Origin of the sequence: Nocardia nova, assembly GCF_002933465.1 — a bacterium.
Taxonomy (GTDB): Bacteria; Actinomycetota; Actinomycetes; order Mycobacteriales; family Mycobacteriaceae; genus Nocardia; species Nocardia nova_B.
Genome location: NZ_PSZE01000004.1, coordinates 94,207 through 120,398 on the forward strand (window position 1 = coordinate 94,207; position 26,192 = coordinate 120,398).

Consider the following 26,192-nt stretch of genomic DNA (forward strand, 5'->3'; position numbering starts at 1 on the left):
GCCTACCCGAGGTCGGCCAGTTGCGGGACCGCCGGCGCCATGCCCTCGATCCATGCGGCGGGCGAGCTCGTGGTCGGGGTGATCAGCACCGCGTCGATGCCCAATTTCGCGTAATCGGCCATGCTGCGGACGAATTCGTCGCGAACGTCCGGATTCGGGCGCGGATTGTTGGGCATGATCGTGGTGCGGATGGTGTCGAAATCGCGACCGACATCGTCGCAGTGGCGGCGCAGCACGTCCAGCTTGTGGGCGACATCCTCCGGCGACGTGCCGAACAGATTACAAGCGTCGCCGTACTGTGCGACCAATCGCAGCGTCTTCTTCTCGCCACCGCCACCGATCAGCACGTTCGGACGATGGATCGGCTGCGGTGAGCACAGCGTCTCGGCCAGCTGGTAGTACTTGCCCTCGAACGGCCCGTTGTTGTCCGGATCCCACATCTGCGCGCAGATCCGCAGCGTCTCCTCCAGCCGCTCGAACCGCTCGGCCAGCGGCGGAAACTCGACCCCGAGCCCGCGATGCTCCCGCTCGAACCAGGCGGCGCCGATACCCAGCGTGGCCCGGCCGCCCGACAGCACGTCGAGGGTGGTGACGATCTTGGCGAGCAGGCCCGGATGCCGATAGGTCACGCCGGTGACCAGCAGCCCGAGGTCGATCGAGGTGGTATGTGCCGCAAGGTATCCCAGCGTGGTGTATCCCTCCAGCATGTTCGCCTCGGCCGGCAGTCCGGTCGGCTCGATTTGGAAGTAGTGATCCATGAACGACAACCAGGTGGCGCCCGCCGCCTCCGCGGCCTGCCCCACCCGCGCCAGCTCGCCCGCGATCGCGGTGGTACCGCCGTCGATATCGAAGATAGGAATGTGAAACCCGAGCTCCATGGAGTTCTCCTCGTCAGTGACCGACTTCCCGTGGAGAACGCTATGCCCTGGAGCGCACTCCAGGTCAAGAGGTTTCCCGGAATGCGGGCCCTACCTGCGGTTCGGACGAGGTAACTTCACTCGAAGGTCCCACCAACCTTACGGAGAAAGCTTCGATGTCTCACGAACTGGTCGAGTTCGATACGGAGAAGGCGCATTCGGCGCGGATGTACGACTACTACCTCGGCGGCAAGGACAACTATCCGGCCGATCGTGAGGCCGCGTCGAAGGTGATGGAGGTATTTCCCGAGACCGCGCAGGCGGCGCGGGCCAATCGCGAATTCGTCCATCGGGCAGCGCGTTTCGCGGCGCGCAACGGCGTGCGGCAGTTCCTCGACATCGGTACCGGAATTCCGACCGAGCCCAATCTGCACAACGCCGTGCAGGCGGTCGACCCGCACTGCCGCGTGGTGTACATCGACCACGACCCCCTGGTGCTGGCGCACGCCCGCGCCCTGATGATCGGCTCGGAGGAGGGGCGTACCGAATACATTCCCTCCGATGTGCGCGATCCGGACGTGATCCTCGGCTCCGAGGAGTTCCGCGCGGTGATCGATCTGTCCCAGCCGGTGGCGCTCAACCTGGCCGCGATCATGCACTTCGTTACCGACGAGGAGGGCGCTTACGACATCGTGCGCACCTATATGGACGCGGTCGCGCCCGGGTCGTACCTCAGCATCACCCACGCCTCCAGCGATGTGAATCCGGACCGGCTCGCGAAGGTGGCGGCGGTCTACGCCCAGGCTGGAATAAAGGTCGCCCTGCGCAACCGGGCGGAGGTCACCCGCTTCTTCGACGGATTGGAGATCATCGAGCCCGGCGTGGTTCCGATGCACCGCTGGCACCCGAATCCGGACTTCTACATCCCGGAGGAACGGCTCGCGTGGGCCGACGAGGCGTTCGGCATCTGGGCCGCGGTCGGCGTCAAGCCCTGAGTGGATGCGTCGTCGCAGTTCGGTCAGGAAATCCCACGGCACCGGTCACGTGCGGCGCGCGGTGATGCAGGATAGGTGGCGTGATCGGTAATCGCTCCCAGACCACCCGCACGATTCGTCCGCCGTCACCGCACCCGTCCGGCGCCACTCCGCCCGCACTGCCGCCGGAATTCGTGCCCAGGCATGTGGCGCTGGTGATGGACGGCAACGGCCGGTGGGCGCAGGATCGCGGGCTGCCGCGCACCGCCGGGCACGAACGCGGTGAGGCGGTGCTGATGGACACCGTCGAGGGGTGTATCGAGATCGGCGTGAAATGGCTTTCCGCCTATGCCTTTTCGACCGAGAACTGGCGGCGCAGCCCGGACGAGGTCAAGTTCCTGATGGGCTTCAACCGCGACGTGATCCGGCGCCGCCGCGACGAGATGCACGAGATGGGGGTGCGGGTGCGCTGGGCGGGCCGGCGGCCGCGCCTGTGGCGCAGCGTGATCAAGGAATTGGAGATCGCCGAGGAGCTCACCAAGGACAACACCGTGATGACGTTGACCATGTGCGTCAACTACGGCGGCCGTGCCGAAATCGCCGATGCGGCACGGGAAATCGCGCGGAGGGTGGCGGCCGGACAGCTGGATCCGGAGAAGATCACCGAATCGACCTTCGCGAAATATCTCGACGAACCGGATATGCCGGATGTGGATCTGTTCCTCCGGCCCTCCGGTGAGCTGCGCAGCTCGAACTTCCTGATCTGGCAGTCCGCCTACGCGGAATTCGTCTTCCAGCACACTCTGTTCCCCGATTTCGACCGCCGCGACCTGTGGGAGGCCTGTGTGGAGTACGCCAAGCGTGATCGCCGGTTCGGTGGCGTGAAGTGAGCAACGATCTGACCGTCGCCCGGGAGTTGCAGGCCCAAGCCGCCGCCTGCCTGCGGAAATGCGATATCGCCGTGCGGGAGGAGGACGGCGGCGCCCTTGGGTTCGAGTACGAGGGCGCGCTGTGCTCGCTGCGCGGCGTCACGCTGGCGCCCGGCCTGGACGTTCTCACGCTGACCTGCGTTCTCGCCTGGGATCGTCCCTTGAAACCGCAACTGCACAAGCGGGTCGCCGATCGCAACAACGCGTTGCAATTCGGCTCGCTGACCATCATCACCCACGAAAAACTCGCCGACGTGCTGCTGCGCTACACCTTCCCGGCGGCAGGCCTCGACGACGACGCGCTGGCGACGATGCTGCTGCTGGTGCTGTCCGGCGCGGGCCGCGCCCGCCAGGGCCTGGTGCCCTGACCGGCACGGCGGGGTGGCCGACCGAATCAGCGCGCGAGGTGGGCGCAGTCGCGGCAGGTGCCGAACACCTCCATGGTGTGGCTGATATCGGTGAATCCGTGCTCGCCCGCGATGGCCGCGGCCCAGGCCTCCACGGTCGGGCCCTCCACCTCGACGGTGCGTCCGCAGTGGCGGCAGACCAGGTGGTGATGGTGGCCCCTGGAGCACTGCCGGTACACGGATTCGCCTGTGTCCGTGCGCAATACGTCGACCCTGCCGGCGTCGGCGAGCGACTGCAGGGTGCGGTACACGGTGGTCAGGCCGATGCCCTCACCGCGACGGCGTAGTTCGTCGTGCAGCTCCTGGGCCGAACGGAATTCCTCGATATCGCCCAGCAGGGCGGTGATCGCGCTGCGCTGGCGGGTGCTGCGAATTCCGACAGTCTTCTCGGCGGTGCCCGTCTTCTCCGGCACGGTCATCCTTCCTCGGCGTGTGCGACGGCGTCGACGACGATGCGTGCCAGATGGTCGTCGACGAGCTCGTAGATCACCTCACGGCCGGTGCGTTCACCGCGCACCACGCCCGCGGATTTCAGAATGCGCAGGTGCTGGCTGACCAGGGGCTGCGTGACGCCCAGCGTATCGACCAGCTCGTGCACACAGCGCGGCGATTCCCGCAGCTGCAGCACGATCGCGATCCGCACCGGCGCGGCCAGCGCGCGCAGCAGTTCACCCGCATTGTCGAGGGTGGCGCGGGCGGGGACCGCGGGCGCGGTCGGGGCGCGATAGGGATACGGGTCGTGCGGGATCGGCGTGGGCGCCTCGACGGCGACGCGGCTTCGACGCGCGGGGACACCGCTGTCGGCGGTCATCGAACCAACTCCTTATTGGAAACCGATGCCATTATTGATATGCATAAGTGCGCATGTCAAGGAGCCGCGCCGTTGATGCTGCTTCGCGGTGCGCCCAGGGGTGTCGCTAGGCTGGGGCGAATCGTTCCACCCATCATCCAGAGGGAGAGCTCGTACCGTGGCACCCAAGTCGAAGATCGACACCGTCGCGAATCTCGCCAAGCGCCGGGGTCTGGTGTACCCCAGCGGCGAGATCTACGGAGGGACCCGGTCGGCGTGGGATTACGGTCCGCTGGGTGTGGAGCTCAAGGAGAACATCAAGAAGCAGTGGTGGCGGGCCATGGTCACCAGCCGCGACGATGTGGTCGGCCTGGACTCCGCGATCATCCTGCCGCGGCCGGTGTGGGTGGCCTCCGGTCACGTCAGCGTCTTCAACGACCCGCTGGTCGAATGCCTGAACTGCCACAAGCGGCACCGGCAGGACCATCTGCAGGAGGCGTACGCCGAGAAGCACAAGATCGACGATCCGGACAGCGTGTCCATGGATCTGGTCGGCTGCCCGGACTGCGGCACGGTCGGCAAGTGGACCGAACCGCGCGATTTCAACATGATGCTCAAGACCTACCTCGGGCCGATCGAGTCCGAGGAGGGCCTGCACTACCTGCGGCCGGAGACCGCGCAGGGCATCTTCGTGAATTTCGCGAATGTGATGACCACCGCGCGCAAGAAGCCACCGTTCGGTATCGCGCAGATCGGCAAGAGCTTCCGCAACGAGATCACCCCCGGCAACTTCATCTTCCGCACCCGCGAATTCGAGCAGATGGAGATGGAATTCTTCGTCAAGCCGGGTGAGGACGAGCAGTGGCACCAGTACTGGATCGACACCCGGTTGGCCTGGTACGCCGACCTCGGCATCGCCCCGGAGAACCTGCGGCTCTACGAGCACCCCAAGGAGAAGCTCTCGCACTATTCGACCCGCACGGTCGATATCGAGTACCGCTTCCACTTCCAGGGCAGCGAATGGGGTGAGCTCGAGGGTGTCGCCAACCGCACCGACTTCGACCTGTCGACCCACTCCAAGCACTCCGGCACCGATCTGAGCTACTTCGACCAGAACACGAACGAGCGCTACACGCCGTACGTGATCGAACCCGCGGCCGGTCTGACCCGCTCACTGATGGCCTTCCTGATCGACGCCTACACCGAGGACGAGGCGCCGAATGCCAAGGGCGTCATGGAGAAGCGGACCGTGTTGCGCCTGGATCGTCGGCTCGCGCCGGTGAAGGCCGCCGTACTTCCGTTGTCGCGCAACGCGGATCTGTCGCCGAAGGCGAAAGACCTTGCCGCGCAATTGCGTAGGAACTGGAACGTCGACTTCGACGACGCCGGCGCGATCGGCCGCCGCTACCGTCGCCAGGACGAGATCGGCACCCCGTTCTGCATCACCGTCGACTTCGACACGCTCGAGGATCAGGCCGTCACCGTGCGCGAGCGGGACTCGATGACGCAGGAACGGATCGCGCTCGACCAGGTGGAGGGCTACCTGGCTCAGCGTCTGCTCGGCGCCTGAGTTCAGCACCGCGCGGACGGGTATTCCGGATTCGGACATAACCGAAGACCGGGGCGTCGTCGGTGCGAATCGCGCGCCAAAGGGGCCGCGGCGGAAATATCGCAGTGTCCCGAGTCGTTCCGGGCACTGAGAAATCCGAGATCGGCGGGCCGACTGCGGTCCGGCGAGCCCGGCCCACAGGTGCGACGAAAGGTCCTGATCATGGCGCAGGCGGTCAAGTTCGATCGTTACGGCGATATCGATGTACTCGAGGTTCGTGAGGTGCCGGATCCGCAGCCCGGACCCGGCCAGGTCGCGGTCGAGGTGGTGGCCGCCGGCATCAATCCGGGGGAGGCCAAGATCCGCAACGGCTCGCTGCACGAACGCTGGCCGGCCACTTTTCCCGAGGGGGAGGGCACCGATTTCGCCGGGCGCATCGTCGCGCTCGGCGACGGGGTGAGTGGGATCGCCGTCGGCGACGAGGTGCTCGGATTCAGCGACAAGCGGTCCAGCCACGCCACCCGGGTGGTGGTGCCTGCCCAGCAGGTCACCACCAAGCCGGTGGGCCTGTCGTGGGAGGTGGCCGGATCGCTGTACGTCGCGGGCACCACCGCCTTCGCCGCCGTGCGGGCCGTGAGCCCGGAGGCCGGCGACACCATCGCGGTGTCCGGTGCGGCCGGTGGAGTCGGATCCATTGTGGTGCAACTGCTTCGGGCCCGCGAGGTGACGGTGATCGGCATCGCGGGGCCGGACAACCAGGACTATCTGCGCGAGCTGGGCGCGGTCGCGGTGGAATACGGTGACGGTCTCGCCGAGCGCCTCCGGGAGGCGGCGCCCGGCGGTATCGACGCCTTCATCGATACGCACGGCAACGGCTACGTCGAACTCGCCCTCGATCTCGGCGTGAAGCCTGAGCGCATCGATACGATCATCGACTTCGCCGCAGTGGAGAAGTACGGCGTCAAGGCGGAGGGCAATGCCGCCGCCGACACCATCGACGTGCTCGCCCAGCTGGCGGAACTGGCCGCCGCGGGGACCGTCCGGATTCCGATCGCCGCCACCTATCCGCTCGGCGAGGTGCGCGCGGCGTTCACCGAACTCGAGCGCGGCCACACCCGGGGCAAGATCGTCCTGCTGCCATGACATCTGTCATGGCACAGTCGTGACGCTCGGGCCAGGTACGGCGCCCGGTTCCACGCGACAGTGGAACCATGACATCAGCAATGACATCCGGTTCGGCGGAACGGGTCGCCGCCGCACCGGTGATCGAGCTTCGCGGACTGACCAAAACCTTCCGCAGCTCCGCCGGGCCCGTCCGCGCGGTCGACGGACTCGATCTGACAGTCACCGCGGGTGAGGTGGTCGCCTTCCTGGGACCCAACGGTGCCGGCAAGTCCACCAGTATCGACATGATGCTCGGCCTGCTGCGGCCCGATGCCGGAACCGCCCGCATTCTCGGCGCAACGCCGGCGGAAGCGGTTGCGGCAGGCCGGGTTTCGGCCGTACTGCAGTCGGGTGGTCTGCTACCGGATCTCACCGTCGGCGAAACGGTGCGGGTCGTCGCGGCCCTGCATCGGAATCCGCTTCCCGCCCGGGAGGTGCTCGTTCGCGCCGGAATCGACGGCATCGCCGACCGCATGGTGGGCAAATGCTCCGGCGGTCAGCAGCAACGCCTGCGGTTCGCGCTCGCGCTGCTGCCCGAGCCGGACCTGCTGATCCTCGACGAGCCGACCACTGGCATGGACGTCGAGGGCCGCCGCGATTTCTGGAACGCCATCCGCGCCGACGCGGATCTCGGCCGCACCGTCGTCTTCGCCACCCACTACCTCGACGAGGCCGACGCCTACGCCGACCGCATCGTGCTGGTGCGAGGCGGGCGGGTGGTGGCCGACGGCAGTGCCGCGTCGGTGAAGAATCTGGCCTCCGGCCGCACGGTCTCGGCGACACTGCCCGATGCCGATCCGGCGAGCCTGCTCGCCCTCGCCGGCGTGGACCGGGTCGAACAGCGGGGCGATCGAGTGCTGGTGCACGGCAACGACTCCGACGCGGTCGCGCGCTACCTGCTGACCAGGACACCGGCGGTCGACATCGAAATCACCGGCCGCAATCTCGAAGACGCCTTCCTCGCACTGACCGGAGACAACTGAGATGACTACATCGATCGTGCCCGCACCGCATGCCGCCCGACTGGGCGCCGGCGGATTCAGCTGGGGATTTCTACTGCTCGAATTGCGCCGCATGCTGCGCAACCGCCGCACCGTCATCTTCGCACTGGTGATGCCCGTGGTGTTCTTCGTGATCTTCGGCGCCCAGAACTCCTTCCGCACCGAAACCGACGGCTCGGCGAATGTGACGGCTTACGTGATGGTGTCGATGGCCGTCTACGGGGCGATGCTGGCCACCACCAGCGGTGGCGCCATGGTGGCGGTGGAGCGCGCCGCCGGCTGGGTACGCCAGCTCCGCCTCACGCCGCTGAGCCCGGCCGCCTACGTCGCCACCAAAGTGGCCGGCGCGATGGTGCTCGGATTGTGTTCGGTCGTGGTCGTTTTCGTCGCCGGCGCGGTGACCGGCGCGCATCTGACCACGGCGGCCTGGGTGGGCTGTTTCCTGATCGCGTGGCTGACCTCGGTGGTCTTCGCGGCGTTCGGACTGTTCATGGGCTATGTGCTGCCCTCGGAGAATGTGATGCAGATCCTCGGCCCGGTCCTGGCGCTACTGTCGTTCGCCGGTGGCTTGTTCATGCCGCTGCGCGGCTGGTTCGAGACGGTGTCGAAGGTTTTCCCGACCAACGGCGTCGCGACCCTGGCCCGATTGCCGCTCGGCGACACCGGTGCCGGTTCCGCCGCACTGGCCGTGCTGAACATCGTGGTGTGGGCGTCGGTATTCGCCCTCGGAGCCGCGGTTCTGTTCCGGCGTGACACCGCTCGCTGACCGCCGCGCCGCACCGTCGGCCCCGGTGGGCGGTGCGGTAGCGTCGGAATCCGGCGGCGCCGGCCAGAGCGGGAGACGGAGGGTAACGATGCGGGTACCTCCGGTCGATCGGCCGATATCCGGAGCGCTGGACCGGATCGCCCGCAGGATGGACCGCGATCCCGCCCCGCATACCGCCATCCAGCATCGACGCCTGTTCTTCGGCGCGGTGCTGGCATTGATCTGGCTGCTGTATCTGATCGCGCCGATCGTCTCGCAGTGGCAGGACGGGCACCAGGGGCGGGCCGTCACGGCGGCGGTATGCCTCGCGATCTTCTGGGTGCTGACGGCCTCGTGCTTCGGTCCGTTCCGGCAACCGGACTGGGACGAGGGGCAAACACAGGCGGTGCTGCCGGTCTCGTACGAGTGGCCGCGCTGGCTCGTGGTGGGCGCGCTGGCGGCGCTCGCCGCCGCGATGACCGTACTGCTGGGTGTCACCGGCCTGGGCACCGCCATCTATGTCGCGGCCGCCGCGATCTTCGTGCTTCCGACCGCGAAATCCGGTGCGGTGGTGGCGGGTACGGCCGCGCTGCTGATCGCTCTGTCGCTGCATTACGGCAGCGCCCCGTTGTATTTCGCCTTCATTCCGGTGGTGATGTGGACCGGTCGCGAAATCGGCCGGCGGCGCGGGCAGTTGCGGGAACTGACTCGCCGCCAGCAGGGCGAGCTCGCGATCGTGGAGGAACGCAACCGGGTGGCACGCGACGTGCACGACATCCTGGGCCATTCGCTGACCGTCATCACGGTCAAAACCGAGTTGGCGCAACGGCTGCTCGATTCCGATCCGTCCCGGGCCCGGCAGGAGATAGCCGATGTGGAGCGCCTCGCGCGCGAGGCGCTGGCCGGGGTGCGCGATACGGTCGGCGGGCTGCGCGAGGTGTCGGTCGCGAGTGAGCTGGTCAATGCGCGCACGGCCCTGCGCGCCGCCGGTATCGAGGCGGAGCTCCCGGACCCGGCCGAACTCCCCGGGCGATATGCGGTGATCTTCGGGTGGGTCCTGCGCGAGGCGGTGACGAACGTGGTGCGCCACAGCGGCGCCCGCCACTGCCGAGTCCGGGTGAGCGAGTCGCGGATCGACATCTCCGACGACGGAAAAGGACTGTCCGGCAGTATCTTCGGTTCGGGGCTGAGCGGCTTACGCGACCGGGTGCGCGCCGAGGGCGGTGTTTTCACGGTCGACACACCTCCCTCCGGGGGAACCTTGATCGCCGTGGACTTCACCACGGCGGACGAGCAACGCTGAGCGAAGCATTCACCGGTATCTTCCTTACCCGGGGCAATGCCGGGCAGGCGGCCGCGAACGACACCGGCCCCATCGCCGGGCACAGTCGCCACTGTGGCCGGTATCGAGCGAGGCGCAGGCAGCGGACGGACGGCCGGAGTCGTGCCTTGGTCGCAACGCCGCGAGCGGCGGCGCCCGGCCGGGGTGCGGCGCCGAGGTTCGGCCGGCCGGGCGGCGGCGAGCCTGCCGTCCGGATTAGGGTCGCAGGTGTGCGATGGATGAGGTCGGTCGGTGTATCACGGCGGGGGCGACGGCGGTGATCCGGTTGCTGCTCGCTGACGACCAAGCGTTGGTGCGGGGCGCATTGGCGGCACTGTTGGGGCTGGAGTCCGACCTCGAGGTAGTAGCCGAGGTGGGCCGGGGCGACGAGGTTGTCGAGGCGGTGCGGCGCACCACACCGGACGTCGTGCTCCTCGATGTGGAAATGCCCGGAATGGACGGTATTTCGGTCGCGGCGCATCTGCATGCGGAATTCCCGAGTATCCGGATTCTGATGGTGACCACGTTCGGCCGGCCCGGCTATCTGCGCCGCGCCATCGACGCCGGAGCCGGCGGATTCGTCGTCAAGGACACGCCCGCACGGGAATTGGCGGACGCGGTGCGACGCGTGCACATGGGCCTGCGTGTGGTGGATCCGGCGCTGGCCACCGAAACCCTCACGGTGGGAACCTCACCGCTCACCGCACGCGAGCGCGAGGTGCTCGCCGCCGCGGCCGACGGGTCGACGGTGGCGGTGATCGCGGGCCGCCTGCATCTATCCGAGGGGACCGTCCGCAACCATCTGTCGGCCGCGATCGGCAAGACCGGCACCCGTACCCGCGCCGAGGCCGTCCGCGCCGCCGAACGCCTCGGCTGGTTGTGAGCCGCTCAGGTTGCCGACGACCCCGCGGCGCCGAAATCTCGGGCGAACCCGTCGAATACGACGGCCGTCTCCGCTACGCTCACCTGCGCGACCCCGAGGGCAACCTGATCGAACTCCAGCAGTGGCTCGCGACCCGCACCGGCGACGCCGTACCACCGGCACGGTGAGACGACCGGATCAGAACCGTCCGCCCCGGCTGATCCGGCGTGAACTGTCGGATCCACCGAAAGAGGCCGGACCCCAGCCGGATCCGCCCATCGAACGGCCGCGATAGCCGCTGCCCGCGCCGCGCAGCAGACTGTCGATCAGAATTCCACCCAGCACCGCGCCGGCCTGTGATGACCCTGACACCGGCCGGCGCGCCTGCCACTCCCGCACATCGGCCTCGGCGGTGTGCAGCGCGCGAGTGGCCAGATCGGCGGCCTGTTGCGCACTGTCCAGTGCCGCCCGCGGGTCGGTGGCCGAAAGCTGCTGCGCCCGATCCAGATTCCGCTGTGCCTCGGCCAGGCGGGTGCGGGGGGTGGCGTCGATACCGCCGCGGCGTGTGTCGATGAAGTCGGCGGCCGCCCGGACCTGGCTCTGCGCGGCGATCACGGCCTGGTCCAGGCGGCGTCGCAGTTGTTCGGCGGCGAGTTTGCGCTCACCGGCCGCCGCGACCGCGCGATCCAGTGCGGTATCGGCCGCGACCGCGCGGTGGAACGTGCCGAGCGGGTCGCGGTCCCCGGTGGTCCGGGCCGCCTCCCACGCGGTGCGGGCACCGGACATCGCCTCCGCCAGTTCCGGGCCGCCGTGTTCGTTCAGGCCCTGCGCGGTCTCGAGGTCGCGTCCCAGTTCGTCGATCGCCGCCGGCAGACCGGCCCGCGCCTGGGTGATATCGGTCTCCGCGGTGTCCACGGCGTCGAGCAGGGTACGGGCGGCGGTCACGGCGGCCTCCGCCCCGCGGATCGCCGCGACCACCCCACCCTGGCGTCCGACCGGCTCGGCCGTGGCCTGCCTGCCCTGTTCGATCGTGCTCTCGGCGAACCCGATTCGCTCCCGTGCCATCGTCACGTTGTCGCGCACCGGCGCGGTGACCGATTCCGGTTGTGCGGCCAGCAGCCGCCGCAGCGTCTCCTCCGAGCGCGGCAGGCGCACGGTGAGATCGACCACATCGCGTGTCAGCGCGTCCAGCCGTTGCGGGGCGTCGATCAGCAGATTGCGCATCGCGTCGAATTCGGCCACCTTGTCGTCGAGTTCGGCATCGGCCCGCCCGCAGGTGGTGATCAGCTCGACCAGCAGATCGCGGCGCTGATCAGGAGTTTCCGGGATGTCGTCGTCGAGCCGCTGGCGAATCGAAAAGGCATGCGCCATTGCCTGTTTCGCCGACTCGAGCGCGGCGGCGAACGGGGTGGTCGCGGTAGCGCCGAATTCGTCGGTGGCCAGGCGCAGTTCCTCGGCGCTGGCCCGGATCGCGTTGTCGGTGTCGACGAGCACCTGCGCCGAGCGAGCCTCGAGCAGATCCGGGCGGAGCCGAGCCAGCGCGGCGGTGTCGGTCGGGTCGACCGCCCGGGCGGCGTCGGCCTCGGCGCGCCCTCGCGCCCGCCGGCGCAACTGCGAATAGCCCAGCACCACGCCGATCACCCCCAGCACGATGAGAGTGATCACGATCAGCGGCCAGATCCCCACACCTCCGGAATCGCCCATGGCCGTGGACAATCCGTCCGCCGCGGCTACCGCGGCCTCGGCCCACTGGCCGTTGTGCAGTCGCGGCTCGACCTGATCGGTGAGCAGCGAATTCAGTTCCGCATCGCTCACCGAGGGCGGGAGCGCACCGGTGAAGGCGTAGGAGCGGTCGCTGGTCGCGATCGACAGCAGCACATCGCGCTCGCCGAATCCGGACGCGGTCGCCGTGCGCTGACCCCAGGTCTGCGGGTCCAGACCGCCGAAATCGCGGACGTAGACCACCCACAGCCGCTCCCCGTGCGCGGTGTAGAGCGCGTCCACCGACGCGCGCACGGTGTCGCGCTGCGGGCCGTCGAGAACCTGGGCGGAATCGGTGACGTATTCGTTGAGCCGCATCGGCTCGTCGGCGACGGCCGGGCCGCAGCAGCCGAGCACGAACCCGAACACGATCGACAGCAGCACCGCGAGCAGCGTCGGCGGCTGTGATCGGCGAAGACGCGAGTGCGGCGGCATAGCACGAATGTATCCGCCGACACGGCGCGAAGGGCGTTGATCCGGCCGACCCGTGTCGGAACCGATGATTACCATCGGCAGGGTGATCACGCTGGATATCCCCTATACGGGCCACGTCGCGCCGGGCTCGAATCCGCAGCAGCGCGATGTGCCGGGCGCCCGGATCGTCAAGATGTCGGTCGGCGGCATGGACAACAACGTCTATCTGGTGCAGGACACCGCCACCGGTGACGCGGTGCTGATCGACGCCGCCAACGACTCCGAACGCATTCTGGCTCTGCTGGACCAGGAGGCGCCCGGGCGGCTGCGGCTGATCGTCACCACCCATCAGCATTTCGACCACTGGCAGGCATTGAGCGCGGTGGTCGCCGACACCGGCGTACCGACCGCGGCCCACGCCCTGGATGCCGATCCCCTTCCGGTGCGACCGGATCGGCTGCTCGCCGACGGTGACACCGTCACGATCGGTGAACTGGAGTTCGAGGTGGTCCACTTGCGCGGACACACCCCGGGGTCGGTCGCGCTGGCGCTCACCGACGGCTCCGGGCGCACCCATCTGTTCACCGGCGACTGCCTGTTTCCCGGGGGTGTCGGTCGCACCACCTCCCCGGAGGACTTCGATTCACTCTACGGCGACGTCACCACCAAGGTGTTCGACCGCTTCGGCGACGATACGGTCGTCTACCCGGGCCACGGCGACGACACCACCCTGGGTGCCGAGCGTCCGCAGCTCGCGCAGTGGCGGCAACGCGGTTGGTGAGCGGCTCCGGTGCCCGGCAGCGGTGAGGATCCGGCGCTCCGCAATCGTGGCGTGACCGAGCACTGGCACACTCGGGGAATGCCCTCGGCCCTCACCCATCCCGCCCCGACTCGCATGCCCGTCGCGCCGCGCCGTCCGCGTGGATCGGCGGTCGCGCGCTGGGTGCGCCGGATGATCGCCGGCACCGTCCTCATCGGGGTCGTGCTCGTCGGCGGCACCGCTTTCCGGGTCTGGCAGGTGGCTCGGATCGACGACTACAGCCGTGCCGACGCGATCGTGGTGCTGGGCGCCGCGCAATACGACGGCACCCCGTCCTCGGTTTTCGAGGCCCGGCTCGGCCAGGCCTACCACCTGTACACCAAAGGTGTTGCGCCGCTGGTGATCACGGTGGGTGGCAAGCAGGTGGGCGACAACTACACCGAGGCCGCCTCCGGTAAGAACTATCTGAAGAATCGCGGCGTGCCCGCCGACCGGGTACTGGCCGTGGAGACCGGATCGGACACGCTGCAGAGTATCGAGGCGGTCGCCACCGCGATGCGGGCTCGCGACCTGTCCTCGGCGGTGCTGGTCAGCGATCCCTGGCATTCGCTGCGCACCCGCACCATGGCCCGCGACGCCGGTCTGGACGCGTGGACCGCGCCGACGCGCACCGGCCCGGCGGTCTACACCCGGGAGTCCCAATTCCACGGCATCGCCCGCGAAACCGGTGCGCTGCTGTGGTATCAGCTCACTCACTTCTCCGCGGATTTCAAGTACACCGCGGAGCAGTGAGAAACGTACCAGGCGGTATCTCCCATGAGTTTCGACGCGATGCCCGAATGCCCGTATGTCGACAGCGATCACGAGCGCATGAAGTCCGAGACCTCGCCCACGGCGGGGTTGCGGTGGTCGCCCGCACCGGCGCGGCGCAGCGACTTCGCGCGCGACCGGGCGCGGGTGCTGCATTCGGCGGCACTACGGCGACTTGCCGACAAAACCCAGGTGATGGGTCCGCGCGACGGTGACACACCGCGCACCCGGCTGACCCACTCGCTGGAGGTCGCCCAGATCGGGCGCAGCATCGCCGAGGGGCTGGGCTGTGACGCGGATCTGGTCGATCTGGCCGGGCTGGCCCACGACATCGGCCATCCGCCGTACGGCCACAATGGCGAACGCGCCCTCGACGAATTCGCCGACGCCTACGGCGGGTTCGAGGGCAACGCCCAGAATCTGCGGATTCTGACGAGGTTGGAGCCGAAGGTCTTCGATGCCGCGGGGGAGAGCTACGGCCTCAACCTGACCCGGGCCGCCCTCGACGCTACCGTCAAATATCCTTGGGGCAGAACGGGTTCCGGGGCGAAGTTCGGCGCCTACGACGCCGATCTGGACCGGCTGAACTGGGTTCGCAAGGGTGCGCCCGAGCGGCGGCAGTCGCTGGAATCGCAGGTCATGGACTGGTCCGATGATGTGGCGTACTCGGTGCACGATGTCGAGGACGGGGTCATCGCGGGCCGGATCGATCTGCGGGCGCTCGCCGATCCGGCCGAACAGGCCGCCCTCGCCGAACTGGGCCAGCGCCAGCACCGCGACCTGTCCGCCGACGATCTGATCGCGGCCGGTCAGCGGCTCTCGCAGTTGCAGGTGATCGCCGAGGCCGCCGGCTACGACGGCACTCTGCGCGCCTCGGTCGCGCTCAAGCGGCTGACCAGCGATCTGGTCGGCCGGTTCGCGACCGCGGCGGTCGAGGCGACCCGTGCGGCGTGGACCGGGCAGTCGCTGTGCCGCTACGCCGCCGACCTCGAGGTACCGGCCGTGGTGGCCGCGGAGGTCGCGCTGTTGAAAACGGTCGCCCTGCGATACGTGATGTCGGACCCCGAACATCACGAACGCCAGGCCGAACAGCGCGAGCGCATCCGTTTCGTGGCCGACCGCCTGCTGGCCGGCGCCCCCCAGAGCCTCGACCCGATCCTGCTGCCGTGGTGGGAGGCGGCCACCGACGACACCGCCCGGGTGCGCGTGATCGTCGACCAGATCGCCTCCTACACCGAGAGCAGGCTGGAGCGGATCGCGGCCCGGTGACCCCGGTCGTCGGCGTAAGCCGACCGGTACGCGGCTAGACTCGGATGCCGTGGCAGGTCGACTTCCGGATCGCGATATCGCGGCAATACGTGAACGCGTACGCATCGAGGATGTCGTCGGTGAATATGTGTCGCTCAAGCGGGCCGGTGCGGACTCGCTGAAGGGGTTGTGCCCGTTCCACGACGAGAAGTCGCCGTCGTTCCACGTGCGGCCGAATCACAGCCACTTCCACTGCTTCGGCTGCGGTGAGAGCGGCGATGTGTTCGCGTTTCTGCAGAAGATCGAGCACGTCGGATTCGTCGAGGCGGTCGAGCAGCTGGCCGACCGGATCGGCTACACGATCAACTACGAGGGCGGCGGGACCTCGGTGCAGCGCGACCGGGGCACCCGTTCCCGGCTGGTCGCCGCCAATGCGGCCGCGCACGAGTTCTATCAGGCGCAACTGCGCGAACCGGGTGCGGAGGTGGCTCGCAAGTACCTCACGGACCGCAATTTCGATGCCAACGCCGCGCGGCATTTCGGCTGCGGTTACGCCCCGGCCGGCTGGGACACGCTGACGAAATACCTGCTGCGCAAGGGTTTCGACATCAAGGAGCTGGAGGCGGCGGGGCTGTCCAAGCCCGGCCGCCACGGCCCCATCGACCGGTTCCACCGCCGGCTGCTGTGGCCGATCCGGAATCTGAGCGGCGACGTCATCGGCTTCGGCGCGCGGCGCCTGTTCGACGACGACCAGATGACCGCCAAGTACATCAATACGCCGGAAACGGTGTTGTACAAGAAGTCTCAGGTGCTGTTCGGGCTCGACCACGCCAAGCGGGAGATCGCCAAGAGCCATCAGGCGGTGGTGGTCGAGGGCTACACCGATGTGATGGCCATGCATCTGGCGGGTGTGACGACCGCGGTCGCCTCCTGTGGCACCGCCTTCGGCGACGAGCACCTGTCGATGCTGCGCCGGTTGCTGATGGACGACAATTTCTGGCGCGGCGAGATCATCTACACCTTCGACGGTGACGCCGCCGGCCAGGCCGCGGCACTGAAGGCCTTTTCCGGTGACCAGAAACTGGCCGGGCAGACGTATATCGCGGTCGCGCCCGACGGGCAGGATCCGTGTGAATTGCGTCAGCGTTCCGGCGACGGGGCGGTCCGCGATCTGGTGGCCCGGCGGGTCCCGTTGTACGAGTTCGTGATTCGCGGCCTGCTCGCCGACCACAACCTCGACACTCCCGAAGGACAGGTGGAGGCGCTGCGGCGCGCGGTGCCCGTGGTGGCGCAGATCAAGGACAACGCGCTGCGCAAGGCGTATGCCACGAAGCTGGCCGGGTGGGTCGGCTGGGACGACATCCAGCTGGTGGTGCGACGGGTCGGCGACCATGCCCGCCGCGGCAAGCCGGTGAAGGGCGTGCCCGGTCGCGAAGCAGCCACCGCGACAGCGGTCGCGGAGTCGGCCGCCGCCCGGCCGAATCCGGGAGACCCGGTGCTGCTGCCGCAGCGCCAGGTTTTGGCCGCCGCCCTGCAGTATCCGGCGACCACTGGACCGATCTTCGACAGCCTCGAGCCCGAAGCGTTCACTCATCCCGCCTACGCCGCCGTGCGCGCCGCGCTCGCCGCCGCCGGTGGCACCGCGGCGGGACTCGGTGGCGCGGAATGGGTTTCGCGCGTCGCCGACCACACCGACGATCTGATGCTGCGCGCACTGGTCTCCGAACTGGCCGCCGAGCCCCTCCCGGTGAAATCGATGGACGATCTCCCCCGATTCATCTCCGGCGTGCTGGCCCGGGTGCAGGAGGCGTGGGTCGGGCGCCAGGTCGCCGCGCTCAAGTCGAAGCTGCAGCGGGTCTCGTCGACCGAACAGCCGGACGATTACATGGCCCTGTTCGGCGATCTGGTCGCCCTCGAGCAGTACCGCAAGAGCCTGCTCACCCAGGCCATGGGCAACTCGGATGATTTCAACGTGGCCTGATCATTCCAATCGGAATGAGATCGACCTCTTTCCATCGCTCCGGAACCGCACTGACCGCCGAGATCGTCGCGGCGGTGCGCGCGGGCTCGGTGGCCGACGCAGCGCTCGGGATGATCGGCCCGGCCGGTAGGTAGGCGCGACCGCTGGCACGCTGCCCGGCGCTCCCGCCCCAGCGTGTTACCGAGATCGCGGCTCAGCGGCGGAGCTGGTCCTGGGGAACGAGGACGGTGGTGCGCTCGTCGATCGGCTCCATGGGTTCGAGCCGCGGCTGGGTATTGAGGCGGTCCGACAGCTTCTGGCGGCTGGCCTGAACCAGCTTGCGGGTGACCGGGCTGGCGGCGACAGCACGGGTGGTCTTGCTGATCTGCTCGTAGCGAGCCCGCCCCGCCTTGGCCCCCAGCACATAACCGGCTGCGACGCCGATGATCAACCGCAGCATTCTTTCGGGCTCCTCCCAGTAGCTGTCCGCGCCGTACATCCTGCCCGACATCGAGCCGGACTGTCGATCCGGCACCACCTTGCCAGACCCCACCGACAATTTCCGACCCCTGCCGGGCTCTCGAATTCCCCACCCACACTCCATGGTCGGGGCCCGCAGTCACGGCCGCTTCGTCCGCCCCCCGACACGCCGCTGTGTTCCGCATTTCCCCAGCTCCCGGGCCGATTTGGGGAGCGGACCGGACATAAGCTAAAGTTTGTGCTCGGCTGGCCCACACGGGCTGACCGGAGCAATCCCCTATAGCTCAATTGGCAGAGCAGCCGACTGTTAATCGGCAGGTTTCTGGTTCGAGTCCAGATGGGGGAGCAGAAAACGGCCTCTGACCAGATTGAATGTCATTCCGGTCAGGGGCCGAATTCGTACCAGGGTCCTCCGGCTCGTAGAAAAGTCGTCGTAAAGTCGCCGATCGTCGATTTTCGTCCGTACCCCCATCGAGCCGGGACCGCAGCCCACCCAGCACCGCGTCGTTGATCACCGCCGCCGCCTCGTGATGGATCTTCCCGCGGCGCATGTATCGCCGTTGCGTCATCGCCGGGTCGGCATGTTGGAGCACGTTGACCCGTGCGGACATCTTCGCGTCATCGAGGGTGAAGGCGATGAACTTGCGGAATGTGTAGGGCGTGATGTCGTCGGGAAGGCCCAGAGCTTCCCGAACCCGCTGCCACAGTGGTTGACATTCGTGTCACTCGGCAAGTCGGTCTCCAAGAAATAGGTATACGGACACGTAGTTCTACCGTCGCTGTGGTGCCTGCCAGTGACGAGCCTGGAGTGCGTTCTATCGGTCACCTTGCGGAGGATTAGATGTCTGCACCCGAGCTTCAGTACAGGTCTCATGCCGGCACGACGACCACGGAAGAGATCTTGATGATCCTGCGATGCGCGAAGTGTGACAAGTTGTTCGCGCCGCTCACCGCGGGGTGTTCCTCGTGTGCGTCGGATGACCTGGAACGGGTACCGTCGTCGGGTTCGGGTTCGATCGTGTCGTGGCGGGTGGTGGACCGTGTCGGTGCAGGTGGGGCGCCGTCGACGGTCGCGATCGTCGAACTCGACGAGGGTCCGTGGGTCTACACCTCGCTGGAGGGGGAGGTGCCACTGCTCTCGGATCGGCCGGTGCGTGTGCATTTCCAGCCGCGTCCGCAAGACGACAGGTTTCCGGTCTTCGAGGTGTGCGCTGATCGCCGGCACAGGCAGCGCCGGCGCGAATCGGTGACTTTCACTGCCTCCGATAGACGAGCCCAAGCGCACCGGTGAACCTCGTATTGCCCAGTGCTAGTCGGGCGAGGAATTGGGCGGCGACAGCTCCGTCGATGACGGGTTCTGGGGTTGCTTCCGGCGCCACGTGGGTCCCAGTACGTCCAGTGTGGGCGCGCAAACGCAACCGGGCGGTCGGCCGATGGCTCCACCTGCGCATTCGCCCGCTCGTCGACGCCGTGTGACGGTGCCCCGTAGGGGTATATCGGTCCTATGACTGAACCTGCTCGTTTACGGTTTCCGCGCCGATGGAACCAGATCGAGGAATCTCGCCGGGGCATCGTGCTGGCCTGGGTCGCGTTCACCGTCACTTTCGGTGGCGCCCGACTGGTGACCTGGCTGATTCATATCGACACCAGCGATCTCGGCGATGTGTCCACGGGCGGCACACATCTGCACCACTACCTGTGGGGACTGGTGCTGCTGGCCGGCGTCGCCATTTTCGGCATGGTCGACCGCAGTCATCGTGCCCGCACCTGGATGGGACTGGCACTGGGTATCGCGCTGGCGCTGATCGTGGACGAGGCCGCCCTGCTGATCACGCTGAAAGACGTGTACTGGCACAAGGACGGCTGGTCGAGCATTGCCATCGCGCTGACCCTCATCGGTGTCGTGGGTACCGGACTTGCTCTGACACGCAATCGCGTTCACGACGACGAGGAAGACCGTCCGGCCATTCGTCATGCGCCGCAGCGGTAACCGGTGCGCGCGTGAGGCGTCGGAGGCGAGAAACAGTGCGGTTCCGACGATTTCGCTGGGGCGGCTGATGCGTTGGAGGCCGTGGGCGGCGAACGGGTTGTCGTCCGGGCCGAGGTTGTCGAGGTCCATCCGGCCGTGGCATCGGTGCGGTAAGGCCCGGCCATCAGGGTGTCGACTCGAACGTCCGGGCCGAATGCCAGGGCCAAGCCCTCGGCCGCGGCATTGAGCTCCGCCTCGGCGGCGGCGTAGGGCACGATCGACGGGCGGCGCGGCCGGTTCGCTGCGCGATCTCCTCGGCGGTGGCCACGCAACTGTCGTCGTTGCGACTGGCGTCACCGCGACAGCCACAGATCGGCGGGCGCACACGGCAATCCCACCTCTTTCACCGTCGATCTTCCCGCTGGTCTATCAATTGATGCGCACGTGATCGGCCTTTCGAGTTGCCGGTGCCGCGAGAATGAGATTCTCGTGCATGGAAATTAGCATCACCTGCACGAGTCGACAAGGTCCGAGCTGATCTCGCCGCGCCCTCCGGGCGGGGTTGCGCGGCCGCCGATCACTGTCGTTGAGGTGATACCTCTGCCGGGTGGACGCCGGTCAGCTCCGTCAGCGCGGATTGGAGGTCTTTGACGATTTCGGCGGAGTCCGGCGCGGGCACGTCCTCCCACCCGGGGCCTGCCAAGAGGACGCGGGTGCCGCGTTCGGCGCACGTACGCACGGCCGAGAGGAGGGCGGTCGATTCCTGCTGGGACCACAGCACCGCCACCGACTCCGAGGTGCTGCGATCGAGGGCGTCGCCGAGGGCCGGGGTGGGAACGTTGGGGCCGAGCATAGTGGCCGGGACGTCGTGTTCGGCGAGTGCCGCGCGCAGTACCTCGAGTGGCAGGGAGTGCGCTTCACCGCTGGTGCAGGCGAGCAGCACGGGCGTTGCGGACGTGTCGGCCGGCGGCGGGACCGCCTGGTGCAATGCGGCGGTAATGCACCAGGACAGTAGATGTTCGACGTCGATGCAACCGGTACCCGCGCCCTGTCGCTCGACGATCTCGGCGAAAGCCGGGCGGCACAGGCGATCCCAGGTGTCGACCACGCCGAACGTGCGAATGTGGGCCAGCAGCAACGATTGCAGTGTTGTGGGGTCGGAGGCGAAGGCGGCCTCGAGCAGTGATGTGTGGTCTTCGGCGACCGGCAGTGGTGCGCGCACGGACTCGGCCGCTCGCGCCGGGCTCGATCCGCCTCGGACGAGCACGACCATGCGCTCGAGCCGGGCGATGTCGGCCTCGGAGTACAGGCGGTGGCGACCGCGCCGATGCTGGGAGGGGCCGATGCCGTAGCGCTGATTCCAACTGCGCAGCGTCGCGGTGGGGATGCCGATGCGCTCCGCGACGGTGCGTACCGAGAATCCGGTGGCGTCGTTGTCGGGGGGTGAATCAGCGGACATGACGATCATTCTGCCTTTCGCGGGCATGGGCACCGCAAGGTCGCAGTGCTCGAGGTCGCAGTGCTGCGGCACCCGCGCGGTGGGGGACGGAGGTAGCGGACGGAGGGCAAGGCGTGGGGACGACACTCCCATTATGCATCGATTATGCATCGATTACTGTAGGATCGTCAGTGTTGTCGAACCCATACTCATCGAACAGAGGAGTCGCAGGTGCTCGAACATCGCTCGCAGGTAGACCGGCCCGGTGCCGTCGACGGAAAGATGACGAGAACGCCGGCCGGTGGTGCCCGTCGGCTGGTCCTCTTCGCTGCGGCAGCGATGCGTCCGGCTCGGCTGGCCGGTGCCGCCGTCCTGGCGGCGGTCGTGTTCGGTGGCGTCGCGGCACCGGCCGGGGCGAGTCCGACGCCCGCAGCGGCACCGGCTCCCGTTCCCTTCCTCGATCTGAACCGGTACGTCGGAACGTGGTATCAGCTCGCGGCGGTTCCTCAGTTTTTCAATCTCGTCTGCGCCCGCGATACGCGCGCCGAGTACGCGGCACTGCCGAATGGTGATGTGTCCGTCCACAATTCGTGTACCACGTGGTCGGGTGCGGGCAACGACATCCGGGGTGCGGCGCGCGTTGTCGATCCGGTGACCCGGGCACAATTGCGCGTCGCGTTCCCCGGGGTGCCGACCCAGGAAAGCCTGGACGGCCCGCCCAACTACATCGTGACCGCGCTCGGGCAGGACTACTCCTGGGCTCTCGTCACCGACCCCTACCGGATCTCCGGATTCGTTTTGTCTCGCACGCCCGCGCTGGACGCGGACCAGTGGAACCTGGTTGTCGCGGCGATCGTCGCCGCCGGTGAGCAGCCGTGCCTGTACCTGACCTCGCCGGTGACCGGTGGGCGCGGCGACATTACCCCGCTGTGCCGGCTGTGAGCTCGCCTCGATGCGACGTACCAGCCATGGCGAGTCCGGTGATGGGAGGTGAGTAGGGTAGCGATGGGTGTGGCGATAGCTTTGTTCACCCGTGACCTGCGGGTGCACGACAATCCGATGCTGACCGCGGCGCAGCGTGCCGGCGATGCCGTAGTTCCACTGTTCGTCCTGGACGAATCGTTGGTCACCGGCTCGGAGGCCGCGCCCAATCGGGTGCGATTCCTCGCGGCCGCGCTGGACGAACTCGGCGGCGAATTGCGTGCGCGCGGCGGCCATCTCGTGCTTCGGCGCGGCACGGTCGTCGACGAGGTGGAGCGGATCGTCGCCCAGTCGCAGGCGGAGTCGGTGCATCTCGCAGCCGAGGTCAGCCATTACGGCAAGCGCCGCGAATCGGCTCTGCGCGACCGGCTCGAATCTCACGGATGCCGCGTGCATACGCATGCCGCGACGGTGACCAGCGTGGACCTCGATGCGATCGAGCCGAGCACCGGACGCGATCATTTCGCGGTGTTCACGCCGTACTTCCGGCGCTGGGAAGCCGCGCGCCATCGGCGTCCGCTGCCACCGCCGAAAGATCTCACCGTGCCGTCGCTGGAGGGGAAACAACCCGGTCTCGACAAGCTCCGCACCGCACGGGCTTCGCCGAACCTGCGGGTCGGCGGCGAGACGACGGGGCGAAAGATGCTGTGCCGCTGGCTGTCCGATCCGGTCACCGCGTATGCGGATGCCAACGACGATCTCGCCGCCGACGCCACCTCGCATCTCTCGCCGTATCTGCACTTCGGATGCCTGTCCGCCGCGGAAGTGGTGTCGCGCTTGGACCTGTCGGATCCGGGCGCGCACAGTTTCGCCCGCCAATTGGCCTGGCGCGATTTTCATCATCAGGTACTGGCGGCCCGGCCCGCGGCGGCGTGGTCCGATTACCGTTCGGGACCGGTCGAGGTCCGCAAGGATGAGCAGGCGTTCGAGGCGTGGACGCACGGTCGCACCGGTTTCCCGATCGTCGACGCGCCGATGCGCCAACTGCGTGACGAAGGGTGGATGCCGGGACGCGCGCGACTGATCACCGCATCGTTCCTGGCCAAAACGCTGCGGTTGGACTGGCGGATCGGCGCGGCCCATTTCCGATACTGGCTGGTCGACGGGGATGTGGCGAACAATCAGATGAACTGGCAGTGGGTCGCGGGGACCGGAACCGACACCCGCCCCAATCGCACACTCAATCCGCTGCGGCAGGCGAACCGTTTCGACCCCGAGGGTGCGTATGTACGGCGCTGGTTGCCCGAACTCGCCCACCTGTCCGGTGCGTCGGTGCACCGGCCGTGGCGCGAGGATGTCGATGTTGCGACCTATCCGGCGCCGATCGTGGAAGTACCCGGCATGTAGTCGATTCGGTGATCAGGAGACGGTATGCGATGTGTGGTGTTCGGTGCGACCGGCTACATCGGGGGCCGGCTGGTGCCCGAGCTGCTGGCCGCGGGTCACGAGGTGCGGGTGCTGGCCCGCACACCGGCCAAACTCGACGACGCCGCTTGGCGCGACAGCGTGGAAGTCCTGCGCGGTGACGTGCTCTGCGCCGAGGATGTGGCCGCGGCCTGCGCCGAGGCGGATGTGCTCTACTACCTGGTGCATTCGCTGACGCGAACGGATTTCGACGATGTCGACCGCCGCGCGGCGACTCTGGTGGCAGAGCAGGCGGCTCGGGCGGGGGTACGCCGGATCGTGTACCTCGGCGGTATCGTCCCGCCCGGCCAGCGCCTCTCGCGGCACCTGTCCTCCCGTGCCGAGGTCGGACGCATCCTGCTTGCGGGATCGGTTCCGGCGATAGCGATGCAGGCTGCCGTGATCATCGGATCCGGTTCGGCCAGTTTCGAAATGCTGCGGTATCTCACCGAACGGCTGCCGGTGATGGTCACGCCGCGGTGGGTGCGCAACCGCATCCAGCCGATCGCGGTGCGCGATGTGCTGTACTACCTGACGCGGGCGGCCGAACTGCCACCGGATGTGCGCGGTGCTTTCGATATCGGCGGTCCGGATGTGCTCACCTACGAACGGATGATGCGCGATTACGCCGAAGTGGCGCGGCTGCCGCGGCGCGTGATCGTCCCGGTTCCGGTTCTCACGCCGTGGCTCTCGGCACAATGGGTCAATCTCGTTACCCCGGTCCCCAAGGCGATCGCGGTGCCGCTGATGGAATCGCTGGTCAACGACGTGGTCTGCGGGGATCACGCGATCGCCGAGCACATACCCGATCCGGCGCGCGGATTGATCGACTACCGCACCGCGGTCGAATTGGCGTTGACGCGTATCCGCGACCTCGATGTCCCCACTCGCTGGTCGGATGCCGATCAGCTCGGTCCCGAACCGTCGTCCCCGCTCCCCACCGATCCCGCGTGGTCGGGCGGTTCCCTCTACGTCGATGTGCGAGAACGCCATACCCGGGCCGATCCGGCGACCCTGTGGTCGGTGATCGAATCCATCGGTGGCGAATACGGCTGGTATTCGTTTCCGCTGGCGTGGTCGTTGCGCGGCTGGATCGATCGACTGGCGGGCGGCGTCGGATTGCGGCGCGGCAGACGGGATCCGCATCGGCTGCACGCGGGCGAGGCGCTGGACTGGTGGCGAGTGGAACGCATCGAACGACCGCACACCCTGGTGTTGCGCGCTGAGATGCGGGTGCCGGGGCGGGCGTGGCTGGAGTTGAGCGCGGACACGGATGCGCGGGGCACGGTCTACCGGCAGCGGGCCGTCTTCGACCCGCACGGTCTGGCCGGTCACCTGTACTGGAAGGCCATCGCTCCCTTCCACGCGCTCATCTTCGGCGGGATGACCCGCAACATTACGGGCGCGGCCGAAGAGGCTGCGGCTCAGCCGGTTTCATAGCCCCGGCTGTGTCTGCCTGGACCAGAGAGCGTGGGCGAGACCGCGGCTTCCCACCGCGGCACGCCGTGGGATACCGACGCGGGCACGATGCACGAAGATGTCGAAGTCCAGGCTTTCGATGCGATCCAGAATTTCCGAATAGAGGGTGAGCGCGGTGGTGACGCACGGCCGCGACCGCGGCACGAGCAGGGCGATACCGGCGCGGGCGTAGTCGTAGATTTCGCGGGTGTGCGCATGCTGGGCGACCAGAGCGCGCCGGACGCGGGGATCGGTGCGGCGGTGCGCCTGACACCACAGCAGCAGGTCACGGTCGACGCCGTATGCGGCGAGTTCGTCCGCGGGCAGATACACCCGGTCCCGGACCAGGTCCTCGTTCACATCGCGCAGAAAGTTGGTCAGTTGGAAGGCTTTTCCGAGCGCGGCGGCGTACGGGGCGGCCTCGTCCATCGGGCACACCGTGCCCAGCACCGGCAATGCCTGTAATCCGATGACTTCGGCGGAACCGTAGACGTAGCGGTCCAGCGCGCGCCGATCTGGATAGTCGGTGATGGTGAGATCCATGCGCATCGACTCCAGGAACGAGTCGAACAGCGCCGGAGCGATGCGATAGGAGTGTGCCGTGTGCAGTACGGCCGGGAGGACGGCGTCGGCGTCGGTGTCCTCGGTGGTGAACTGCGCGGCCAGCGCGTCCAGGCGTGCCGCTCGCTCGGTGACGGGACGGCTCGGATCGATGTCGTCGAGGATGTCGTCGGCGCGGCGGGCGAAGCCGTAGAGCGCATGGATCGCCGGACGCTGGTCGGGGGCGAGTAACCGGGTGGCGAGGAAGAAGGTTTTGCCGTGGCGGGCGTTGAGCGTCCGGCAGGCGCGATAGGACCGCTGCAGCTGGGTATCGGTGCGGCCGTTGTCGAGGAAAGCGATGGGGGACATG

General features: G+C 67.9%; 25 protein-coding genes, 1 tRNA gene and 1 pseudogene. 19 read left to right on the forward strand and 8 right to left on the reverse strand.

What is annotated here, in order from left to right; all coding sequences use genetic code 11:
- Nucleotides 1–2: 2 nt before the first annotated feature.
- The gene (locus tag C5E41_RS06535) at nt 3–878 is read right to left on the reverse strand and encodes an LLM class F420-dependent oxidoreductase (protein ID WP_104374938.1); all 876 of its coding nucleotides are present in this window, start codon (nt 876–878) and stop codon (nt 3–5) included.
- 155 nt (nt 879–1,033) lie between these two features.
- On the opposite strand from C5E41_RS06535, the gene C5E41_RS06540 reads away from it, so the two are divergent.
- The 3 genes from C5E41_RS06540 (at nt 1,034) to C5E41_RS06550 (ending at nt 3,128) form a co-directional block, all read left to right on the forward strand.
- A complete protein-coding gene (locus tag C5E41_RS06540; RefSeq protein ID WP_104374939.1) occupies nt 1,034–1,852 on the forward strand; it encodes an SAM-dependent methyltransferase in 819 nt (272 codons plus the stop codon).
- Nucleotides 1,853–1,923: 71 nt separating this feature from the next.
- Nucleotides 1,924–2,721 (forward strand): isoprenyl transferase, encoded by a 798-nt coding sequence (locus tag C5E41_RS06545; RefSeq protein ID WP_104374940.1) that lies wholly within the window; start codon nt 1,924–1,926, stop codon nt 2,719–2,721.
- Between the two features lie 8 nt (nt 2,722–2,729).
- Nucleotides 2,730–3,128 (forward strand): hypothetical protein, encoded by a 399-nt coding sequence (locus C5E41_RS06550; protein WP_439956467.1) that lies wholly within the window; start codon nt 2,730–2,732, stop codon nt 3,126–3,128.
- 26 nt (nt 3,129–3,154) lie between these two features.
- Here C5E41_RS06550 and C5E41_RS06555 read toward each other — a convergent pair whose 3' ends face one another.
- Nucleotides 3,155–3,586 carry a Fur family transcriptional regulator gene (locus C5E41_RS06555; RefSeq protein ID WP_104374942.1) on the reverse strand — a complete coding sequence of 144 codons (432 nt, stop codon included), beginning with the start codon at nt 3,584–3,586 and terminating at the stop codon, nt 3,155–3,157.
- Entirely contained in the window at nt 3,583–3,978 is a 396-nt protein-coding gene (locus C5E41_RS06560) for an ArsR/SmtB family transcription factor (protein ID WP_258080793.1), read from the reverse strand. The genes C5E41_RS06555 and C5E41_RS06560 overlap by 4 nt, the downstream gene beginning before the upstream one ends.
- A gap of 157 nt (nt 3,979–4,135) precedes the next feature.
- Here C5E41_RS06560 and C5E41_RS06565 point away from each other — a divergent pair, with 157 nt between their 5' ends.
- The 6 genes from C5E41_RS06565 to C5E41_RS06590 all read left to right on the forward strand — a co-directional run bounded on the left by C5E41_RS06565 (nt 4,136) and on the right by C5E41_RS06590 (nt 10,620).
- A complete protein-coding gene (locus tag C5E41_RS06565; RefSeq protein ID WP_104374943.1) occupies nt 4,136–5,527 on the forward strand; it encodes a glycine--tRNA ligase in 1,392 nt (463 codons plus the stop codon).
- Between the two features lie 201 nt (nt 5,528–5,728).
- Entirely contained in the window at nt 5,729–6,649 is a 921-nt protein-coding gene (locus tag C5E41_RS06570; RefSeq protein WP_104375138.1) for an NADP-dependent oxidoreductase, read from the forward strand.
- A 68-nt stretch (nt 6,650–6,717) separates the two neighbouring features.
- Nucleotides 6,718–7,653, forward strand: coding sequence for an ABC transporter ATP-binding protein (locus tag C5E41_RS06575; protein ID WP_104374944.1), 936 nt, complete (start codon nt 6,718–6,720; stop codon nt 7,651–7,653).
- 1 nt (nt 7,654) lies between these two features.
- Nucleotides 7,655–8,437 carry an ABC transporter permease gene (locus C5E41_RS06580; RefSeq protein ID WP_104374945.1) on the forward strand — a complete coding sequence of 261 codons (783 nt, stop codon included), beginning with the start codon at nt 7,655–7,657 and terminating at the stop codon, nt 8,435–8,437.
- Nucleotides 8,438–8,525: 88 nt separating this feature from the next.
- Nucleotides 8,526–9,719, forward strand: coding sequence for a sensor histidine kinase (locus C5E41_RS06585; RefSeq protein WP_104374946.1), 1,194 nt, complete (start codon nt 8,526–8,528; stop codon nt 9,717–9,719).
- A gap of 253 nt (nt 9,720–9,972) precedes the next feature.
- On the forward strand, nt 9,973–10,620 hold the full coding sequence (locus C5E41_RS06590) for a response regulator transcription factor (RefSeq protein WP_181063126.1): 648 nt from the start codon (nt 9,973–9,975) through the stop codon (nt 10,618–10,620).
- 177 nt (nt 10,621–10,797) lie between these two features.
- Here the strand turns inward: C5E41_RS06590 and C5E41_RS06595 are convergent, their stop codons facing one another.
- On the reverse strand, nt 10,798–12,795 hold the full coding sequence (locus C5E41_RS06595; RefSeq protein ID WP_104374947.1) for a TPM domain-containing protein: 1,998 nt from the start codon (nt 12,793–12,795) through the stop codon (nt 10,798–10,800).
- 64 nt (nt 12,796–12,859) lie between these two features.
- Here C5E41_RS06595 and C5E41_RS06600 point away from each other — a divergent pair, with 64 nt between their 5' ends.
- The 4 genes from C5E41_RS06600 (at nt 12,860) to dnaG (ending at nt 17,573) form a co-directional block, all read left to right on the forward strand.
- Nucleotides 12,860–13,555 (forward strand): MBL fold metallo-hydrolase, encoded by a 696-nt coding sequence (locus tag C5E41_RS06600; protein ID WP_104375140.1) that lies wholly within the window; start codon nt 12,860–12,862, stop codon nt 13,553–13,555.
- A gap of 114 nt (nt 13,556–13,669) precedes the next feature.
- Nucleotides 13,670–14,326, forward strand: a complete 657-nt coding sequence (locus tag C5E41_RS06605; protein WP_258080816.1) for a YdcF family protein — start codon at nt 13,670–13,672, stop codon at nt 14,324–14,326.
- Nucleotides 14,327–14,350: 24 nt separating this feature from the next.
- Nucleotides 14,351–15,613: a deoxyguanosinetriphosphate triphosphohydrolase gene (locus tag C5E41_RS06610; RefSeq protein ID WP_104374949.1), complete on the forward strand. Its 1,263-nt coding sequence runs from the start codon at nt 14,351–14,353 to the stop codon at nt 15,611–15,613.
- Between the two features lie 49 nt (nt 15,614–15,662).
- A complete protein-coding gene (dnaG, locus tag C5E41_RS06615) occupies nt 15,663–17,573 on the forward strand; it encodes a DNA primase (protein ID WP_104374950.1) in 1,911 nt (636 codons plus the stop codon).
- A 193-nt stretch (nt 17,574–17,766) separates the two neighbouring features.
- Here dnaG and C5E41_RS06620 read toward each other — a convergent pair whose 3' ends face one another.
- Complete coding sequence (locus tag C5E41_RS06620; RefSeq protein WP_036499775.1) at nt 17,767–18,012, reverse strand: hypothetical protein; 246 nt, start codon at nt 18,010–18,012, stop codon at nt 17,767–17,769.
- A gap of 293 nt (nt 18,013–18,305) precedes the next feature.
- Here C5E41_RS06620 and C5E41_RS06625 point away from each other — a divergent pair.
- The 3 genes from C5E41_RS06625 to C5E41_RS06635 all read left to right on the forward strand — a co-directional run bounded on the left by C5E41_RS06625 (nt 18,306) and on the right by C5E41_RS06635 (nt 20,022).
- A tRNA-Asn gene (locus tag C5E41_RS06625) sits at nt 18,306–18,378 on the forward strand.
- A 495-nt stretch (nt 18,379–18,873) separates the two neighbouring features.
- Entirely contained in the window at nt 18,874–19,323 is a 450-nt protein-coding gene (locus C5E41_RS06630) for a Zn-ribbon domain-containing OB-fold protein (protein WP_104374951.1), read from the forward strand.
- Between the two features lie 213 nt (nt 19,324–19,536).
- The gene (locus C5E41_RS06635; protein ID WP_104374952.1) at nt 19,537–20,022 is read left to right on the forward strand and encodes a hypothetical protein; all 486 of its coding nucleotides are present in this window, start codon (nt 19,537–19,539) and stop codon (nt 20,020–20,022) included.
- A 12-nt stretch (nt 20,023–20,034) separates the two neighbouring features.
- On the opposite strand, the pseudogene C5E41_RS36130 reads toward C5E41_RS06635, so the two are convergent.
- Together C5E41_RS36130 and C5E41_RS06645 are read right to left on the reverse strand one after the other, a co-directional pair.
- A pseudogene (locus tag C5E41_RS36130) lies at nt 20,035–20,288 on the reverse strand (SDR family oxidoreductase); the annotation flags it as partial.
- Between the two features lie 290 nt (nt 20,289–20,578).
- Nucleotides 20,579–21,460, reverse strand: coding sequence for a MerR family transcriptional regulator (locus tag C5E41_RS06645; RefSeq protein WP_104375141.1), 882 nt, complete (start codon nt 21,458–21,460; stop codon nt 20,579–20,581).
- A gap of 210 nt (nt 21,461–21,670) precedes the next feature.
- Here C5E41_RS06645 and C5E41_RS06650 point away from each other — a divergent pair, with 210 nt between their 5' ends.
- The 3 genes from C5E41_RS06650 to C5E41_RS06660 are packed head-to-tail and all read left to right on the forward strand — an operon-like array spanning nt 21,671 to nt 25,264.
- On the forward strand, nt 21,671–22,381 hold the full coding sequence (locus tag C5E41_RS06650; RefSeq protein WP_308706088.1) for a lipocalin family protein: 711 nt from the start codon (nt 21,671–21,673) through the stop codon (nt 22,379–22,381).
- Nucleotides 22,382–22,429: 48 nt separating this feature from the next.
- Nucleotides 22,430–23,767 (forward strand): cryptochrome/photolyase family protein, encoded by a 1,338-nt coding sequence (locus C5E41_RS06655; RefSeq protein ID WP_308706089.1) that lies wholly within the window; start codon nt 22,430–22,432, stop codon nt 23,765–23,767.
- A gap of 24 nt (nt 23,768–23,791) precedes the next feature.
- On the forward strand, nt 23,792–25,264 hold the full coding sequence (locus C5E41_RS06660) for an SDR family oxidoreductase (protein ID WP_104374955.1): 1,473 nt from the start codon (nt 23,792–23,794) through the stop codon (nt 25,262–25,264).
- Here the strand turns inward: C5E41_RS06660 and C5E41_RS06665 are convergent.
- Complete coding sequence (locus tag C5E41_RS06665) at nt 25,259–26,191, reverse strand: phytoene/squalene synthase family protein (protein ID WP_104374956.1); 933 nt, start codon at nt 26,189–26,191, stop codon at nt 25,259–25,261. The two genes, C5E41_RS06660 and C5E41_RS06665, sit on opposite strands and share 6 nt — an antisense overlap.
- Between the last annotated feature and the right edge of the window lies 1 nt (nt 26,192).

What these genes read in the sequence shown, in the direction of transcription:
- C5E41_RS06665 (WP_104374956.1), bottom strand. Translation starts at nt 26,191, where the DNA reads ATGTCCCCCATCGCTTTCCTCGACAACGGCCGCACCGATACCCAGCTG.
- C5E41_RS06630 (WP_104374951.1), top strand. Translation starts at nt 18,874, where the DNA reads ATGTCTGCACCCGAGCTTCAGTACAGGTCTCATGCCGGCACGACGACC.
- C5E41_RS06570 (WP_104375138.1), top strand. Translation starts at nt 5,729, where the DNA reads ATGGCGCAGGCGGTCAAGTTCGATCGTTACGGCGATATCGATGTACTC.
- C5E41_RS06555 (WP_104374942.1), bottom strand. Translation starts at nt 3,586, where the DNA reads ATGACCGTGCCGGAGAAGACGGGCACCGCCGAGAAGACTGTCGGAATT.
- C5E41_RS06575 (WP_104374944.1), top strand. Translation starts at nt 6,718, where the DNA reads ATGACATCAGCAATGACATCCGGTTCGGCGGAACGGGTCGCCGCCGCA.
- C5E41_RS06535 (WP_104374938.1), bottom strand. Translation starts at nt 878, where the DNA reads ATGGAGCTCGGGTTTCACATTCCTATCTTCGATATCGACGGCGGTACC.
- C5E41_RS06645 (WP_104375141.1), bottom strand. Translation starts at nt 21,460, where the DNA reads ATGTCCGCTGATTCACCCCCCGACAACGACGCCACCGGATTCTCGGTA.
- C5E41_RS06600 (WP_104375140.1), top strand. Translation starts at nt 12,860, where the DNA reads ATGATTACCATCGGCAGGGTGATCACGCTGGATATCCCCTATACGGGC.
- C5E41_RS06635 (WP_104374952.1), top strand. Translation starts at nt 19,537, where the DNA reads ATGACTGAACCTGCTCGTTTACGGTTTCCGCGCCGATGGAACCAGATC.
- C5E41_RS06540 (WP_104374939.1), top strand. Translation starts at nt 1,034, where the DNA reads ATGTCTCACGAACTGGTCGAGTTCGATACGGAGAAGGCGCATTCGGCG.
- C5E41_RS06590 (WP_181063126.1), top strand. Translation starts at nt 9,973, where the DNA reads ATGGATGAGGTCGGTCGGTGTATCACGGCGGGGGCGACGGCGGTGATC.
- C5E41_RS06605 (WP_258080816.1), top strand. Translation starts at nt 13,670, where the DNA reads ATGCCCGTCGCGCCGCGCCGTCCGCGTGGATCGGCGGTCGCGCGCTGG.
- C5E41_RS06610 (WP_104374949.1), top strand. Translation starts at nt 14,351, where the DNA reads ATGAGTTTCGACGCGATGCCCGAATGCCCGTATGTCGACAGCGATCAC.
- C5E41_RS06585 (WP_104374946.1), top strand. Translation starts at nt 8,526, where the DNA reads ATGCGGGTACCTCCGGTCGATCGGCCGATATCCGGAGCGCTGGACCGG.
- C5E41_RS06560 (WP_258080793.1), bottom strand. Translation starts at nt 3,978, where the DNA reads ATGACCGCCGACAGCGGTGTCCCCGCGCGTCGAAGCCGCGTCGCCGTC.
- C5E41_RS06580 (WP_104374945.1), top strand. Translation starts at nt 7,655, where the DNA reads ATGACTACATCGATCGTGCCCGCACCGCATGCCGCCCGACTGGGCGCC.
- C5E41_RS06660 (WP_104374955.1), top strand. Translation starts at nt 23,792, where the DNA reads ATGCGATGTGTGGTGTTCGGTGCGACCGGCTACATCGGGGGCCGGCTG.
- C5E41_RS06595 (WP_104374947.1), bottom strand. Translation starts at nt 12,795, where the DNA reads ATGCCGCCGCACTCGCGTCTTCGCCGATCACAGCCGCCGACGCTGCTC.
- C5E41_RS06620 (WP_036499775.1), bottom strand. Translation starts at nt 18,012, where the DNA reads ATGCTGCGGTTGATCATCGGCGTCGCAGCCGGTTATGTGCTGGGGGCC.